Source organism: Rhizobium sp. SG2393 (assembly GCF_042610495.1).
Lineage (GTDB): Bacteria > Pseudomonadota > Alphaproteobacteria > Rhizobiales > Rhizobiaceae > RU20A.
In genome coordinates this window covers 647,256-664,427 of the sequence record NZ_JBHGAP010000001.1, presented here as the reverse complement: position 1 = coordinate 664,427, position 17,172 = coordinate 647,256, and the positions used below count along the sequence as shown (strand labels likewise).

Annotated in this window: 12 protein-coding genes and 1 riboswitch; of the genes, 11 read left to right on the top strand and 1 reads right to left on the bottom strand. The window is 65.4% G+C overall.

The window, feature by feature from the left end:
• Positions 1–47 precede the first annotated feature (47 nt).
• The 5 genes from ACED18_RS03175 to ACED18_RS03155 all read left to right on the top strand — a co-directional run bounded on the left by ACED18_RS03175 (position 48) and on the right by ACED18_RS03155 (position 9,149).
• Positions 48–2,705 (top strand): molybdopterin-dependent oxidoreductase, encoded by a 2,658-nt coding sequence (locus tag ACED18_RS03175; RefSeq protein WP_377288916.1) that lies wholly within the window; start codon positions 48–50, stop codon positions 2,703–2,705.
• Positions 2,677–4,152, top strand: a complete 1,476-nt coding sequence (cysG, locus tag ACED18_RS03170; protein WP_377288914.1) for a siroheme synthase CysG — start codon at positions 2,677–2,679, stop codon at positions 4,150–4,152. Before ACED18_RS03175 ends, cysG begins: the two co-directional genes overlap by 29 nt.
• A gap of 201 nt (positions 4,153–4,353) precedes the next feature.
• Positions 4,354–4,716 carry a hypothetical protein gene (locus ACED18_RS03165; protein WP_377291001.1) on the top strand — a complete coding sequence of 121 codons (363 nt, stop codon included), beginning with the start codon at positions 4,354–4,356 and terminating at the stop codon, positions 4,714–4,716.
• Positions 4,717–5,154: 438 nt separating this feature from the next.
• The gene (gene mprF, locus ACED18_RS03160; RefSeq protein ID WP_377288912.1) at positions 5,155–7,752 is read left to right on the top strand and encodes a bifunctional lysylphosphatidylglycerol flippase/synthetase MprF; all 2,598 of its coding nucleotides are present in this window, start codon (positions 5,155–5,157) and stop codon (positions 7,750–7,752) included.
• An 8-nt stretch (positions 7,753–7,760) separates the two neighbouring features.
• The gene (locus tag ACED18_RS03155; RefSeq protein ID WP_377288910.1) at positions 7,761–9,149 is read left to right on the top strand and encodes a virulence factor family protein; all 1,389 of its coding nucleotides are present in this window, start codon (positions 7,761–7,763) and stop codon (positions 9,147–9,149) included.
• Between the two features lie 92 nt (positions 9,150–9,241).
• On the opposite strand, the gene ACED18_RS03150 is transcribed toward ACED18_RS03155, so the two are convergent.
• A complete protein-coding gene (locus ACED18_RS03150) occupies positions 9,242–9,583 on the bottom strand; it encodes a hypothetical protein (protein ID WP_377288908.1) in 342 nt (113 codons plus the stop codon).
• 160 nt (positions 9,584–9,743) lie between these two features.
• Between ACED18_RS03150 and ACED18_RS03145 the strand changes: the two genes are divergently transcribed.
• From ACED18_RS03145 to gcvP, 6 genes are all read left to right on the top strand, one after another.
• Positions 9,744–10,088: a BON domain-containing protein gene (locus tag ACED18_RS03145; RefSeq protein WP_377288906.1), complete on the top strand. Its 345-nt coding sequence runs from the start codon at positions 9,744–9,746 to the stop codon at positions 10,086–10,088.
• A gap of 105 nt (positions 10,089–10,193) precedes the next feature.
• Entirely contained in the window at positions 10,194–11,507 is a 1,314-nt protein-coding gene (locus ACED18_RS03140) for a hypothetical protein (RefSeq protein WP_377288904.1), read from the top strand.
• 12 nt (positions 11,508–11,519) lie between these two features.
• Positions 11,520–12,320 (top strand): hypothetical protein, encoded by an 801-nt coding sequence (locus tag ACED18_RS03135; RefSeq protein ID WP_377288902.1) that lies wholly within the window; start codon positions 11,520–11,522, stop codon positions 12,318–12,320.
• Positions 12,321–12,449: 129 nt separating this feature from the next.
• Positions 12,450–12,551, top strand: a riboswitch (glycine riboswitch).
• Between the two features lie 141 nt (positions 12,552–12,692).
• Positions 12,693–13,832: a glycine cleavage system aminomethyltransferase GcvT gene (gene gcvT / locus ACED18_RS03130; RefSeq protein ID WP_377288900.1), complete on the top strand. Its 1,140-nt coding sequence runs from the start codon at positions 12,693–12,695 to the stop codon at positions 13,830–13,832.
• A 72-nt stretch (positions 13,833–13,904) separates the two neighbouring features.
• The gene (gene gcvH / locus ACED18_RS03125) at positions 13,905–14,267 is read left to right on the top strand and encodes a glycine cleavage system protein GcvH (protein WP_377288898.1); all 363 of its coding nucleotides are present in this window, start codon (positions 13,905–13,907) and stop codon (positions 14,265–14,267) included.
• Positions 14,267–17,137 (top strand): aminomethyl-transferring glycine dehydrogenase, encoded by a 2,871-nt coding sequence (gcvP, locus tag ACED18_RS03120; RefSeq protein ID WP_377288896.1) that lies wholly within the window; start codon positions 14,267–14,269, stop codon positions 17,135–17,137. Before gcvH ends, gcvP begins: the two co-directional genes overlap by 1 nt.
• Positions 17,138–17,172 lie beyond the last annotated feature (35 nt).

Genomic DNA, 17,172 nt, shown 5'->3' with positions numbered 1-17,172 from the left:
GCCTGGCAAGGCAGAGGGGGGTGCCTCCTCCCAGATGGGAAGAGACGATGCCCGCTGAAACCCGCACCAACTGCCCCTATTGCGGCGTCGGCTGCGGGGTGATTGCCCGCGTCGGGGACGACGGCGCCGTCAGCGTCAGGGGCGACCCGGATCATCCGGCCAATTTCGGCCGTCTCTGCTCCAAGGGCTCGGCGCTCGCCGAAACGCTCGACATGGAGGGGAGGCTGCTCGCGCCGCAGGTGAACGGGCAGGCGACAGACTGGGACGACGCGCTCGATCTCGTGGCGCAACGTTTCCGCGAGACGATTGCAGAACACGGACCGGATTCGGTCGCCTTCTACGTGTCCGGACAGTTGCTGACGGAGGACTATTACGTCGCCAACAAGCTGATGAAAGGCTTCATCGGCTCGGCCAATATCGACACGAATTCGCGGCTGTGCATGGCCTCCTCGGTGGCCGGTCACCGGCGCGCCTTCGGCTCCGACACGGTTCCCGGCTGCTATGAGGATCTGGAGCTGGCCGATCTCGTGGTGCTGACCGGCTCCAACATGGCCTGGTGCCATCCGGTGCTCTACCAGCGGCTGGTCGCCGCCAAGGCCGCGCGGCCGGGCCTCCGAGTGGTCGTCATCGATCCGCGCCGCACCGCCACCGCCGACATCGCCGACCTCCATCTGCCCGTCCGCCCGGATGGCGACGTCGCGCTTTTCAACGGCCTCTTCGCGCATCTCGCCGAGACAAACCGGATCGACCAGACATTCGTCGGGAAACACACGGCCGGCCTTGGCGATGCGCTGGTGGCGGCCGGCCGGCTCGACATGGTGGCCCTTGCCGAGGCCACCGGCCTTTCCGGCATGCTGCTGCGGCAGTTCTTCCGCCTCTTTGCCGAGACCGAGCGGGTGGTCACCTGCTACAGCCAGGGCGTCAACCAGTCGGCCGCCGGCACCGACAAGGTCAATGCCATCCTCAATTGCCACCTTGCCACCGGCCGCATCGGCCGGCCCGGCATGGGGCCTTTCTCGCTGACGGGCCAGCCGAACGCCATGGGCGGACGCGAGGTCGGCGGTCTCGCCAACATGCTCGCCGCCCATATGGCGATCGAGAACCCCGTGCACCGTGATCGCGTGCAGCGCTTCTGGAAGGCGCCGGCCATGGCCGGCAAGCCGGGCCTCAAGGCGGTCGAGATGTTTGAGGCCGTGGCGGACGGGCGCATCAAGGCCATCTGGATCATGTCCACCAACCCGGTCGTCTCCATGCCGGAGGCCGACAAGGTGCGCGCGGCACTCGCCGGCTGTCCCTTCGTCGTCGTCTCCGACATGCAGGCCGATACCGATACGGCGCGGCTCGCCCATGTGCTGCTGCCCGCTGCCGGCTGGGGAGAGAAATCCGGCACCGTCACCAATTCCGAACGGCGCATCTCGCGCCAGCGCCCCTTTCTTCCGGCCCCCGGCGTGGCGCGGCCCGACTGGTGGCATCTTGCCGAGGTCGGCCGGCGCATGGGATTTTCGGCGGCCTTCGACTATGCCGGCCCGGCCGCCATCTTCGCCGAACATGCGGCCCTCTCGGCCTTCGAAAACGACGGCGAGCGCAGCTTCGACATCGGCGCGCATGCCACGATCGACGCAGACGGCTATGATGCGCTTGCCCCCTTCCAGTGGCCGCAGCCGGAAGGCGCGCCGCCCGCAGACAGGCTCTTTGCCCGCGGCGGTTTCCAGACCGGCGACGGCAGGGCGCGCGTCGTGCCGGTCAGGGCAGCCCCGGCCCCGGTCCGCGATGCCGCAGCCCCCTTCACGCTCAACACCGGCCGCATCCGCGACCACTGGCACACCATGACCCGCACGGCAAAGTCGGCGCGGCTGTCGGCCCACATCGCCGAACCCTTCTGCGAGATCCACCCGAAGGACGCCCGCGCCGCCGGCATTGCCGATGCCGATCTCGTGCGGGTTTCGAATGGCGCCGGGACCGCGATCTTCGTGCGCGCGCTGCTGAGCGAACGGCAGGCGCCGGGCTCGGTCTTCGTGCCCATGCACTGGACGGGCGAGACCGCGCCGAGCGCCCGCGTCGATACATTGGTTGCCGCTGTCACCGATCCGGTGTCCGGCCAGCCGGCGCTCAAACATGCCCGTGTCGCCGTCGCCCGTTACCCCGCATCCGTCCACGGCTTCCTCGTCTGCGCCGGCAAGCCCGCCGATCTGCCCTTCGCCTACTGGGCGATCGCCCGAACCGAGGCCGGCCACCGGCTGGAATTTGCCGGCGCGATGCCGGAGGGCGGCTGGGAGAACTGGCTGCGGCTGAGCCTCGGGCTCGGCACGGGCCTGGCGGTCACGGCCTATGCCGACCGCCAGACTGGCGATCATCGCCTTCTCGTCTTTGACGGCGACCGACTGGCGGCCGCCCTCTTCGTCGCGCAGGCGCCGGTGCCGGTGTCGCGGCAATGGGCGGCGGACCAGCTTGCCCGCTCCCATGCCGATCCGTTCGCCCGCAGCCGTCTCATCGCCGGGCGTCCCGCCATGGACCAGCCGGACAAGGGCGCCATCGTCTGCGCCTGCTTCTCGGTCGGCATCAACGAGATCGCCGCCGCCGTCCGGGGTGGCTGCCACTCGGTCGAAGCGGTCGGCACCTGCCTGAATGCCGGCACCAATTGCGGCTCCTGCCGCCCCGAAATCCGGAGGATTGTCGATGCGACCCATCTCCTTGCTGCCGAATGATACACCGGCGCGCATTGCGCCGCTCGCCAAGCTGCCGGTGTTCTGGAACCTTTCAGGGCAGCGCGTCGTGCTGGCCGGCGGCTCGGACGGCGCGGCCTGGAAGGCGGAGCTGCTGATTGCCTGTGGTGCGGCCGTCGATCTCTACTGCCCGCCCGAGGAAATGGGCGAGGCCATGGCGGAGCTGGTTGCCCGGCAGGCGCTGACGCACCATCCGCATCCCTGGCACATTGGCAGCTTCCGCCATGCGGCGCTGGCGCTCGCCGATTGCGAGACCGAGGACGAGGCCCGCGCCTTCTTCTGCGCGGCGCGCGGGGCCGGTGTGCCGGTCAACGTCATCGACAAGCCGGCCTTCTGCCAGTTCCAGTTCGGCGCCATCGTCAATCGTTCGCCGGTGGTCGTCTCGATTTCGACCGATGGCGCCGCGCCGATCCTCGCCCAGGCCATCCGACGGCGGATTGAGACCCTGCTGCCGCCGGCGCTTCAGCAATGGGCAGCGCTGGCGCAGACGCTGCGCGAGGCCGTCAATGCCCGCCTGTCTCCGGGGCTGGCCCGTCGCCGCTTCTGGGAGCGCTTCGTGGACCGCAGCCTTTCGACCGGCAACGCCCCGGATGCGGCCGATGCGGCCGCGCTCATGGCCGACACCGAGGAGCGCGGGGAGACGCCACCGGCTGGCTCCGTCACGCTGGTCGGCGCCGGGCCGGGAGATGCCGAACTGCTGACGCTGAAGGCCATGCGGGCGCTGCAGGCAGCCGATGTCATCCTTTTCGACGACCTCGTCTCCGCCGAGGTGCTGGAACTCGCGCGCCGCGAGGCGAAACGGTTCCTCGTCGGCAAGCGCGGCGGTCGCGAAAGCTGCCGGCAGGAAGACATCAACGACATGATGGTGCGCTTCGCCAAGGCCGGCAAACGCGTGGTTCGCCTGAAATCGGGAGATCCGATGATCTTCGGGCGCGCGGGGGAGGAAATCGCCCGGCTCGAAAGCGAGGGCATTGCCGTGGATGTCGTTCCCGGCATCACCTCTGCCTCTGCCATGGCGTCCGCGCTGAAGACATCGCTGACCAACCGCGACCATGCCCAGCAGGTGCGCTTCGTCACGGGCCACTCCCGACACCATGAGCTCCCGGAAACCGTTGACTGGGCCTCGCTCGCAGGCCCCAACCAGACCTCGGTGTTCTACATGGGCGGACGCATGGCGGGGCAGATCGAAAAGAGGCTGAAGGAGAACGGCATGGAGCCTCACACACCCGTTGTCGTGGTCTCCTCCGTCAGCCGCCCGCAGGAACGCCGCTGGGCCGGTCCACTGGCCAGCCTCTCGGAAGCGGTGGCCAGGATCGGCGTGGACGAACCGGTTCTGATTGGCGTCGGTTCCGTTTTCGGCAGGGCGGCCCAAGCCGGGGCGCCGGCTTGTGATCGCGCTTGCGCCGATCGGAAGTCCGGCCTGGCCTGACGATGTACGTATATCCCTTCGAGGAACACATGCGCCTTTGCCAATCACCGGGATCCTGATGGCGTCCTGAAGCGGCTGGCGCACGTGGTGGTTCAGGTTCAACCTCGTTCTGTCCGCTATCGGCTCATTGCCTATCCCCGCAAACGCGCTACAGTTCTCCTCGCAAGACTGAAGCTTTGGGAGGAGCGTTTCATGAGACGGATGTGGCCGGATGCGTTTGCTGAGCTGCTGGATAGCGCCGAGGAGGTGGAGCTTCATATACCGCCAATGGCAAGGGATGGTGCACCTGCGGGCAAGGCGGTGAGCCGGAAGGCGCTGAAGGCACGGATCACGGAAGCGGACTTCGAGAAGATCTGGCCGCTGGCTGAGGCGCGTTATCGCCTCGGCGGACGCTTTGCCGGCAAGGCGATCACGCTGATCGCCAACAATCCGCACTACCAGGCCTGGCATCCCTCCGATGGCGGCAGCGTCGAGAGCCGGTCGGACGCAGGCCACGCCTTCACGACGCGCTATGTGATCGTGCACTTCCTTCTCGATGACGTCCGCGAGACGGTCGACGCCTGAGAGGCAGGAATGACGGCAATACGCCCTGCCCTGCGGCAGGGCGGCGACATCACCGAATCACGAGGACGGCGCACGGGATCGCCCGCAAACCGCGCGGCGCCCGCCAAACAGATGCCGTATGCGCATCGTCAGGTCCGATCCGCTCGTCATTGCGGCCTGTTCCGGCCTGTCCCACAACCTGTCGATTTATTAATTTGCGTAGATGTCGGCCTTGGAGTAGGCGTCTCTCACGCTAGTTTCACGCTTCCGTGATCTTATGGAAGCGTAGGGGTCGGCCTGTCCTTTGGCAGACGGCTCCCGCGTCGATGATGTGGTAACCGCCGTGAGAGGCATTCTTGATGGATCGTTGATGCGACCGGCAGGCCTCGCCTGCCCTTCCCGGGTCCGTACCGATCCCGTCCACCCCAGGTTTTTCGTCCGAACTCCCGGAGATCGTCCATGACGACCGAGCAACGGTCCGATGTTGTAGCCGCCAGTGACGGCTGGCGACAGATTTTCCTCACCTATCGCGTCTACTTCACCGCAGCCGCCATCGTGGCGGTCACGGGGCTTATGGCTTTTGCACTCTACCGGCTGACGGAGGAGGTCCGCTATCAGGATGTGGTCGCGGCGCTCTCAGACACGTCCTGGGCCGATATTGGCGCGGCGATGTTTTTCACCGGCCTCAGCTTTCTCTGCCTCATCATGTACGACACAAATGCGCTCGATTATGTCGGGCGCAAGAAGTCCTTCGCCTCCGTTGCGGTCACCGCGTTCACGGCCTATGCGGTCGGCAATACGGTTGGCTTCGGGCCGCTCAGCGGCGGGGCGATCCGGCTTCGCGCCTATAGCCGGCTCGGCCTGACACCCGGCGAGATCGCCCGGGTCATCGGCTTCGTGACACTCTCCTTCGGGCTTGGCCTGCTGGTCGTCAGCGCGCTGGCGACGCTTGCCGTGGCGCCGCGCGTCGCCGGCATTCTCGGCATCGACCCCGTGTGGCTGCGCGTCATTGCTGGCGGCATCATCGCTATCGTGACCATCGTTTTCTGGCTCGGCCGCGAGGGACGCAGCGTCAAGCTCGGCAAGATGCGGCTGCGCCTGCCCGACAGCCGGACGGCCTCACGCCAGTTCCTCGTTTCCGCCGCCGATATCGCGGCTTCGGCCTCGGTGCTCTATGTGCTGCTGCCGGAAACCCACGTCGGTTGGCCGACATTCCTCGCCATCTACGCAACTGCCATCGGGTTCGGCGTGCTGAGCCACGTTCCCGCCGGTCTTGGCGTTTTCGAGGCGGTGATGATGGCAGGCCTGTCGCAGGCGATCAGCCTCGACCAGCTGCTCGGCGGCCTCGTGCTCTATCGCCTCGTCTATTACGTGCTGCCGCTTTTGGTGTCCGTCGTGCTGCTGCTGGTGACAGAAATGCGGGCACTGGCCGGACGGCCGGGTGTGGCGGAAACGGCGGCCGTGGCCGGGCGCCTCGCGCCGACGCTGATCTCAACGCTGGCCTTCATTCTCGGCGCCATGCTGATCTTCTCGAGCGTGGTGCCCTCCACAGACCTGACGCTTGACCTGCTCTCGTCCTACCTGCCGCTGCCGATCGTCGAGAGCGCGCATTTCCTCTCCAGCATCGTCGGCCTCGTCCTGCTCGTCACCGCGCGTGGCCTCAGCCAGCGTGTGGATGTCGCGTGGTGGGTCGCAGTCGTCGCGTCGGCGGCTGCCCTTTTCATGGCGCTCCTGAAGGCCGTTGCCGTGGTGGAGGCCGTGGCGCTGGCGCTTTTGCTCCTCGCGCTCTTCGTCAACAGCAAGGAATATACCCGCCGTGCGGCGCTGCGTCCGCAGACGCTCGGACCGCTCTGGGCCGCATCGATCGGGGTGATCCTGATCTCGGCGCTGGTCGTGCTGCTCTTCATCTACCGCGACACGGAATATACCCATCGCCTGTGGTGGCAGTTCACCTTCGAGGATGACGCGCCGCGCGGCCTGCGTGCGCTTCTCGGCGTGACGCTGGGCGCCGCTGCGCTGACGGCCTACGGCCTCTTGCGGCCGGCCCATATCCGCACGGCGCCGGCCGAGCCGGATGATCTCGGCAAGGCTGTCGATATCGCAATCACGCAGGATTTCGCCGATGCCAATCTGGTGCGCATGGGCGACAAGCACCTGATGTTCTCCGCTTCCGGCAAGAGCTTCATCATGTACGGCATCCATGGCCGCTCCTGGATCGCGCTGATGGATCCGGTCGGCGTGGAAGCGGAATTCCCCGAACTCGTCTGGCAGTTCGTGGAAACGGCACGCGGCTATGGCGGGCGTGCCGCCTTCTACCAGATCTCGCCGTCGCTTCTGTCGTGCTGCGCCGATACGGGGCTTCGCGCCTTCAAGCTCGGCGAACTCGCCATGATCGACCTGCCGACCTTCGAGCTCAAGGGCGGGCGGTTTGCGACGCTGCGCCAGTCGCATGCCCGCGGCCTGCGCGACGGCCTTACCTTCACCGTCGTGCAGCCCGAAGAGCTGGAGCCGATCCTGCCGCAGCTGAAGGCGGTCTCCGATAGCTGGCTGGATCATCACCAGGCACGCGAAAAGACCTTCTCGCTCGGCGCCTTCGACGAGGACTATGTCCGCGCCCAGCCGGTCGCCGTCGTCTGGCTGGAGGGCAAGATCACGGCTTTCGCGACCTTGATGGTGACGAACACCAAGGCGGAGGCCACGGTGGACCTCATGCGCTTCGCGCCAGAAGCCCCCAAGGGCACGATGGATTTCCTGTTCGTCAGCATCCTCGACCATCTGAAGCAGGTCGGCTACCAGCGCTTCAACCTCGGCATGGCGCCGCTTTCCGGCATGGCAAGGCGCGAGGCGGCACCGGTGTGGGACCGCATCGGCGGCCTGCTCTTCGAGCACGGCGAGCGCTTCTACAACTTCAAAGGCCTGCGCGCCTTCAAATCCAAATTTCACCCTCGCTGGGAACCGCGCTATCTTGCTGTGGCGAACGGCGCGGGCGCTGCGCTTGCATTGATGGACGTGACCTTCCTGATCGGCGGTGGCGTCAAGGGAGTGATTTCGAAATGAGGACGTGCATGCTTTCGACGACCGCAACGGCTTTTGCCGCTGCTCTTCTTTCCGGCCTTTCCCTTTTGCCCGCCGCTGCCGGCGCACAGGATACGGCTCAACCGCGCTACGACACCGGCATGATTCCCGGCGATCACATCATGCTGCCGTCCGAGCCCCCCGTGGCCAACGTCGTGCTGATCTCCGACGGGGACGGGTGGAACGAGGCCGAGCAGAAGGAAGCCGAAGCCCTTCTGGAAAAGAACGTTGCCGTCATTGGCATCGACTTCCAGGAATATCTCAAGGCGCTGAAGGCCGATGACGGCGATTGCGTCTACATGATCTCGGATGTCGAATCGCTTGTCCACCAGGTGCAGCGCGTCGGAAAGGCCGAGAAGCTGACGCCGCCGATCGTCGCGGGCATCGGCGAAGGTGGTGCGCTGGCGCTTGCCATGATCGCCCAGAGCCCGGAGGCCACGATCGGCGAAGCCATCGCGGTCGATCCGCTGGCCGGCATTCCGCTGACCAACAAGGATCTCTGCACGCCGGCTGAGAAGACACCGGCCGGCGATCGCGTCATGTACGGCCTGACGGATGGCGACCTCCCCGCCCCGGTGACGGTGCTCTTCACCCCCAAGGCGAGCGCAGACGGCAAGGCGCATGTCGCGGCGATCGTCAAGGATCACCCCGACGTCGTGACGCGCGACAGCGACGACGATGCGATGACGACGCTGGATCAGGCGCTTGATGACAGCATCAATGCCGAGAACCAGACCGAGGATCCGCTCGGCCTGCCGCTCAGCATCCTCGAAGCCAAGCCGACCATGGACACGATGGCGATCATCTATTCCGGTGATGGCGGCTGGCGCGACCTCGACCGCGAGGTTGGCGGCGCGCTGCAGGATCGCGGCATTCCGGTGGTGGGCGTCGATTCGCTGCGCTACTTCTGGTCCGAGCGCAAGCCGCAGGAGACCGCGGACGATCTCACCCGCATCATCGATACCTACCGCAAGCACTGGCGCGTCAAGAATGTTCTTCTGATCGGCTATTCCTTCGGGGCCGACGTTCTACCGGCGACCTACAATCTGCTGCCCGCCGACGACAAGGCCCATGTCGTCCAGCTGTCGCTGCTCGCCTTCTCGAAGGAGGTCGACTACGTGATTTCGGTGGAAGGCTGGCTGGGCGTTGCCGGCGAAGGCAAGGGCGGCAATTCGCTCGACGATATCGCCAAGATCGACCCGAAGCGCATCCAGTGCATCTACGGCACGGACGAGGACGATGATCCCTGCCCCACACTCAAGGACAAGGGCATCGAGACGCTGGGCATCGAGGGCGGTCACCATTTCGACGAGGATTACGAAGCGCTGGCCGACAAGATCGTCGCGTCACTGAAGACCCGCCTGCCCGCCGGCAAGTAATCCGGTTGGTGCCGAACATGAAAAAGGCCGGCGTCGCGCATGCGCGATGCCGGCCTTCGCATCGGCGGGCCCCAGCCCTCCGGCGCAACCTCTTACTTCAGGTGGATCGTGTAGGTGCCGAGCTGGCACAGATCCTGGGAATCCTCGAGATCGTCGATCTTGGAATCTTCCGTGAACTCAAAGCGCATGTCGTACTTGCAGACCGAGCGGCCGTCGGCGATGGTGATTTCCATCGTCTCGCCGGGAGCGACGACCTTGTCGCCGAAAATGTCTTCTTCCCAGTCATCGACGCCAACCGGCGACGAGTAGAAGCGCTCGAGGGTGCCGGGCGTATCGTTGACGATCTTGAATACGAGGTCTTCGGCCTTGGCAGCCGACATGGAAGCGAGCAGGGCCGCGGCGAGTGCAGCGGCCGACAGCAGGGTCTTGCGCATTGGTGTAATCTCTCCCGAAGTCCGATAGTGGACAGACATGGGATAGCAGAGCCTAATAAAGGCGCAATCGCCCTTTCCGGACATATTTGATCGCTCCCAAATTTGGGCGATGAAGTTTGACCCTTTATTTTTTCCATTCATTTCAGAACCTTAACGGCAGATGAACAAAATCGCCTTTCGCGGGTTGTTCGGCTTTGATCCGTCAACCAGGAGAACTGCCATGGTGTTCAAGCCGGACCTCTATAAGGGCGAAAGACCGGAGCGAATTTTTGCCGAAGGCGCGGCCGATCTGGAGCGGGCCGTCGCGAATGCGATTGCCGTGACAGGTGGCCTCCAGGCCGACCAGATCACCGTGACGGAAGCCGAGGGGCGCATCGTGCTCAGCGGCAGCGTTGAAACGCACGCCGAATCCGACCGTGCGGAATCAGCGGCAATCGGTGCGGCGCGCGGTATGGCCATCGAGAACCGGCTGGTCGTCGAGGGACCGGAGCCCCTCGCCGGCTGAGCCAAGCGGCCTGTCCCGACCCCCGCTCCTCCCCAAGCCTTCATTTCGCCGGTATCGTCCACGATCTGTTAACCTTCTGAACAAACAGACTGGGAGATCGACCGCATGGCGCTTGGCGCGGCACACAGGCTTCAGGACGGGATTGCCGCCGTCGAGACCATGACACGCTTCGCGCTCGCCGTCCTTTCGGTCGCTTCGGGCGTCTATACCTATCTCGGTGTGCGCAGCATTCTGGATGGCTCAGCCACGGCAGTGTTCTTCGCGGCGGTGATCTATTCGACCGCCGTCTCGGTCGCGATCTATGCCTTCTGGAGCTACATGGCGCGGTTCTATCCGCATGTGACCAGCGCGACGGGTCGCACCGCCATGCTTGGCGTCATGGCGCTTGGCTGCGCCATGATCATCGCCATGTCGAGCTGGCTGAATGCGGCAGCACTTGCAGGCTCGGCAGCGCTGGAGCAGCATCTCGCGGAAACCATCGAGGATTACACGCAGGATCTGGACCAAGCGCACCAGAACGCACTGGCAGCCCAAAGCCTGCTCCCGGATATCCAGCGCGCCAGCGAGCGCTTCTCGCGCCTTGCCCAGCAGGAGCAGGAAACCGGGGCACTCACTGGAACGACCGGTTCCGGCTCCGTGGTGCAGCTTCTCTCGCAGATGGCCGCGCAGCTCAAGGAACTGGAAAACGGCATCACCGCGTCGCGGGAACGGGTGACCACGCTCTTTGATGACGGGCGCAAGCATCTGGCCACGATGCGCGGTCTCGTCTCCGCTCCCGGCGCCATCGAGCCGCGTGCCGACACCTTCGCAACCGAAGCCGTGGCGCTCTCCGGCGTCATTGCCTCGCTGGAGCAGACATCCATTGCCGCGTCGGTCAAACGCGCCGCCGACGACCTCTCGCTCGGCTTCATCGCGCCTGTAGCGAGCGGCGCGGAAGCAGGCCTTGCGCAGCGGCAGGATCAGGTGATGGAGACGATCCGCACCTCCGTCACCTCGCAGTCCAAGGTACTCTCGGCGGCCGCCGACGAGATTCTCGCACGCAAGCCGGTCGCAGAACGCCGATTCGTGCCGCTATCATCTGCCGAAGCAGTGTTGCGCTATGCCTCGGACTTCATTCCAAGCTGGGCAGGCGCCATTTCCATCGACCTCTTGCCGGCCGTGCTGGTCTTCATGCTTGCCATCGTTCATTCCGCCTTGCGCCGTCAGGAGGATGCCCTGCCGCTGGCCGAACGCATCACCGCTGCCGAGCTGATCGAGGCGCTGCGTGTCAGTCGTGCGGTCACAGCCGGCATGCCTGATCATGCCGAGCGCATGGAAGCGGCACTGGAGGCCGCGACCGACAGCGTTGACGACGCGCCTGCCAATGTCACCAGCCTCGACCTTGCCGGCAAGACCCCGCGCAAGGGACCGCCGGCCTGACGGAGAGACGCCATGGGTCTCAGCGACAGCCTGAAGCGCACCGGCCGGTTCCTCGTCTCCACCGACGACGGCACCTTGATGCGGCATGCCTTTACCGCCGTCCTGTCGGTGGCGGCCATCCTCGTGGTGCTCGACTACCGCGACCTCGTGCTGGAAGCCGATGTGCCGGGCGCTGCGCAGCCGGGTGCCGCCCCGTCCCTGCCCGTGCTTCCGCCCGCGCTGACCGAGGGCAAGCCGGAAGGCGCGCCTGCGGAAATCAAGACGGCCGAGGCCGTGCTTCGAGCGCCGATGCGTTTCGATCTCCAGCCGGGTGGCACGCTTCTGGCCGAAGGCACGATCGACAGCGGCGCGGCAGCGCGCTTTGCGGCCGAGGTCGAGGCGCGCGGCGAGTATGTGAAGACCGTCGTTCTGTCCTCGCCGGGTGGTTCCGTTGCCGATGCGCTGGAGATTTCGAAGCTCATCCGCGACAAGGGCCTCGCCACGGAAGTGAAGGCTGGTGCGCTCTGCGCCTCCTCCTGCCCGCTCGTGCTGGCCGGCGGCGTCAGGCGCAGCGTGGAGGATGGCGCCATTGTCGGCGTCCACCAGATCTATGACGGATCCGGCCGGGAAGGCCGCGCCCCGACGGGGGCCGAGGCAATGGCGACGACGCAGGTAACGACGGCCCGAATCGGCCGTCACCTGCAATCGATGGGCGTGAAGCCCGATCTCTGGCTTCTCGGTCTCGAAACGCCGCCGGACCGCCTGCATTACCTGACGGCGAAGGAAATGACAGAGACGCAGCTCGTGACCCCGCCAGTCCGCCGCAAATCCTGACCTGCCGGCATCTCTCTTCGATTGCGGCAGTCCACGGGCGCCTCCGCACGCGTGTTGTTGACAGCGACTTTTATCTGTTCAGGCGCGACATCCCCTCTTGCCAAACGGCAGGGGAGCCCGTTATCTGCTCTCATCTTGTTGGGAGAAGTCGGGTCGATCGAAAGGTTCACGCCCGGTGCCGAAGGAGCAACCGCCCCGGAAACTCTCAGGCGAAAGGACCAACAAGATGCCGAAAGGACTCTGGAGAGAAGCATCCGCTCGCCGAAGGGATAACAATCTCAGGCAAAGGGACAGAGGGGGCTCACGGCATGCGGACATTCGTCCCCTGCCCGTCATGAGCCGGCGCGTGGCGCCACAACCTGGAGGCAGACCGTGGACACAGCATCCACCCTGTTGACGACCCCGCTTCACGATCTTCACCTGTCTCTCGGTGCCCGCATGGTGCCCTTCGCCGGCTATTCCATGCCGGTCCAGTATCCGGACGGCATCCTGAAGGAACACCTGCACACCCGCGCCGCCGCCGGTCTCTTCGATGTCTCGCATATGGGACAGGTCACGCTCGTGCCGAAATCTGGCCGGGTCGAGGATGCGGCGCTGGCGCTCGAACGCCTCGTTCCCGTCGATGTGCTCGGCATACAGCCGGGCCGGCAGCGCTACGGGCTCTTCACCAATGAGACCGGAGGCATCCTCGACGACCTCATGATCGTCAATCGCGGCGACCATCTCTTCCTCGTCGTCAATGCCTCCCGAAAGCACGAGGACGTGGCCCATATGCGCGCCGCCCTTGCCGACGTGTGCGACATCACGCTGATCGAGGATCGCGCCCTGATCGCGCTTCAGGGGCCGAAGGCGGAAGCCGGACTGGCCGCCCTCTGGCCCGAGGCGGCCGGGATGCGCTTCATGGATGCCCGGCCTGCAACGATTGACGGTGCGGACTGTTTCGTCACCCGCTCGGGCTATTCCGGCGAGGATGGCTACGAGATCTCCGTCCCTGCCGGCGCTGCGGAAAGCCTTGCGCGTGCTCTCCTCGCCCAGGCAGACGTCCAGCCGGTCGGGCTCGGTGCCCGTGACTCGCTGCGCCTCGAAGCCGGCCTCTGCCTCTACGGCAACGATATCGACGAGGGCATCAGCCCCGTCGAGGCCTCGCTGGAATGGGCGATGCAGAAAGTCCGCCGCACCGGCGGTGCGCGGGCCGGCGGCTTTCCCGGCGCAACGCGCATCCTCGCCGAACTCGATCAGGGCGCCGTCCGTCGCCGTGTCGGCCTGAAACCCGAGGGTCGCGCTCCGGTGCGCGGCGGCGTCGCACTCTTTGCAGACGCCGAGGGACAACAGCCGGTGGGCACTGTCACCTCCGGCGGCTTTGGACCGAGCGTCGACTGGCCCGTCGCCATGGGCCTCGTGGACAGCGCCCATGCCGCAGTCGGCTCGCCGCTCTTTGCCGAGGTGCGCGGCAAGTATCTGCCGGTCACCGTCGCCGCCCTGCCCTTCGTTCCGGCGCGCTTCAAGCGCTGAGCCCTGAATACCGCCGTTTTTCCACCCTGTCAGCGACTGACGCTACAATTTCCAGATCAAAGGAATAATCCCATGCTGAAATTCACCCCCGATCACGAATGGCTCCAGATCGACGGCGATATCGCCACCGTCGGCATCACTACCCACGCGGCCGCGCAGCTCGGCGATCTCGTTTTCGTGGAGCTGCCGGAGGCCGGCGCCAGCTTCGGCAAGGGCGACAGTGCCGCGACCGTCGAATCCGTAAAGGCGGCATCGGATGTCTATTCGCCCGTGGCCGGCGAGATCGTCGCGGTCAACGATGCCATCGTTTCCGATCCTTCGCTTGTAAATTCCGATCCGCAGGGTGCAGCCTGGTTCTTCAAGATCAAGCTTGCCGACACGTCCGAGCTCGACGGCCTGCTGGACGAAGCCGCCTATCAGGAGCTCGTCGCCTGATGTCGCTGCCGGTCGATTTCACCTTTACCGATTACAAGCCCTACGACTTTGCCAACCGCCGCCACATCGGACCCTCGCCGGCCGAAATGGACGAGATGCTGAAGGTCGTGGGCTATCCGAGCCTCGATGCGCTGATCGACGATACCGTGCCTGCCTCCATCCGCCAGACCGTGCCGCTGGCCTGGGGGCCTGCCATGACGGAACGCGAGGCGCTCGACAAGCTGCGCGAAACGGCCAACCGGAACCAGAAGCTCGTGTCCCTCATCGGCATGGGCTACTACGGCACGATCACGCCGCCGGTCATCCAGCGCAACATTCTGGAAAACCCCGCCTGGTATACGGCCTACACGCCCTACCAGCCGGAGATCAGCCAGGGCCGTCTGGAAGCGCTTCTGAACTACCAGACGATGGTTTGCGACCTCACGGGTCTCGACGTCGCGAATGCCTCGCTTCTTGACGAGGCGACGGCTGCTGCCGAAGCGATGGCGATGGCGGAGCGCGTTTCGAAGTCGAAAGCGAAGACGTTCTTCGTGGACGAGAACTGCCATCCGCAGACCATTGCTCTCATCATGACCCGCGCCGAGCCGCTCGGCTGGACGGTGACGATTGGCAATCCCTTCGCCGACCTCGATCCGGTCGATGTTTTCGGTGCCATCTTCCAGTACCCCGGCACCTATGGGCATGTTCACGACTTCACCGGCCTGATCGCCCGCCTCCACCAGACCGGGGCCATCGCCATCGTCGCGGCCGATCCGCTGGCGCTGGCGCTCCTGAAATCGCCGGGCGAAATGGGCGCCGATATCGCCATCGGCTCCACCCAGCGCTTCGGCGTGCCGGTCGGCTACGGCGGCCCGCACGCGGCCTACATGGCGGTCAAGGACGCGCACAAGCGCTCCATGCCCGGCCGCCTCGTCGGCGTCTCCGTCGATGCCCGCGGCAACCGCGCCTACCGCCTGTCTCTGCAGACCCGCGAGCAGCATATCCGTCGCGAGAAGGCCACCTCCAACATCTGCACGGCCCAGGTACTGCTGGCCGTGATGGCCTCAATGTATGCCGTCTTCCATGGCCCCAAGGGAATCAAGGCGATAGCGCAAAGTGTTCACAAAAAGACCGTGCGCCTTGCGATGGGACTTGAAAAACTCGGCTACCGCGTTGAACCGGAAGCATTTTTCGACACCATCACCGTCGATGTCGGCAAGCTTCAGGGCATCATCCTGAAAACCGCGGTGGCCGAAGGCGTCAACCTGCGCAAGATCGGGGACGACAGGATCGGGATTTCTCTTGATGAACGCTCGCGCCCGGTCACGCTGGAGGCCGTCTGGCGGGCATTTGGCGGAGACTTCGAGGTCTCGGCCTTCGATCCGGAATACAGACTTCCGGAAAATCTCCTAAGAACAACGGATTACCTGACGCACCCGATCTTCCACATGAACCGCGCGGAAAGCGAGATGACCCGCTACATCCGCCGGCTTGCGGACCGCGATCTGGCGCTTGACCGGGCCATGATCCCGCTCGGCTCCTGCACCATGAAGCTTAATGCGACCGCCGAGATGCTGCCGATCACCTGGCCGGAATTCTCGGAGATCCATCCCTTCGCGCCTGCCGATCAGGCCGAGGGTTACCGCCACATGATCCAGGACCTCGCCGACAAGCTCTGCCAGGTCACCGGCTACGACGCTGTCTCCATGCAGCCCAATTCCGGCGCCCAGGGCGAATATGCGGGGCTCCTGACCATCCGCGCCTACCACGAGGCCCGTGGCGAGGCGCATCGCACCGTCTGCCTCATACCGACCTCCGCGCACGGCACCAACCCGGCCTCGGCCCAGATGGCCGGCATGACAGTGGTTGTGGTGAAGGTCAGCGAGAACGGCGACATCGATATGGATGATTTCCGTTCCAAGGCAGAGGCTTATGCCGACAAGCTCTCGTGCTGCATGATCACCTACCCGTCTACTCACGGCGTGTTCGAAGAGAATGTCCGCGAGATCTGCGAAATCGTTCACACCCATGGCGGCCAGGTCTATATGGACGGCGCCAACATGAACGCCATGGTCGGCCTCGCTCGCCCCGGCGACATCGGCTCCGACGTCTCGCACCTCAACCTCCACAAGACCTTCTGCATCCCGCATGGCGGGGGCGGTCCCGGCATGGGTCCGATCGGCGTCAAGGCGCATCTGGCCCCCTACCTTCCGGGCCACCCGCAGGTGCCAGGTCTCGGCGGCACGGGCGCTGTCTCGGCCGCGCCCTTCGGTTCCGCGTCGATCCTGCCGATCTCCTGGAGCTACTGCCTGATGATGGGCGGCGAAGGGCTGACGCAGGCGACGAAGGTGGCGATCCTCAACGCCAACTACATCGCGGCCCGTCTGAAGGGTGCCTTCGACGTGCTCTATACGTCGTCCAAGGGACGCGTGGCACACGAGTGCATCATCGACACGCGTCCGCTGGCGGCAAGCGCTGGCGTCACCGTGGACGATGTCGCCAAGCGCCTCATCGACAGCGGCTTCCATGCGCCGACCATGAGCTGGCCGGTGGCCGGCACGCTGATGATCGAGCCGACCGAGAGCGAGACCAAGGCGGAGCTCGACCGCTTCTGCGAGGCCATGCTGTCGATCCGCGAGGAGGCACGCGCCATCGAGGAAGGCCGTATGGACCGGGAGAACAACCCGCTGAAGAATGCCCCGCACACGGTCGAGGATCTCGTCGGCGAATGGAACCGACCCTATAGCCGCGAACAGGCCTGCTTCCCGCCCGGCGCCTTCCGGGTGGACAAGTACTGGTCGTCGGTCAACCGCGTCGACAATGTCTATGGAGACCGCAATCTCGTCTGCACCTGCCCTCCGGTGGAGGACTATGCAGAGGCGGCCGAGTAACGGCGGCAAGCAGGCGTCACGCCTCTGAAAATGGT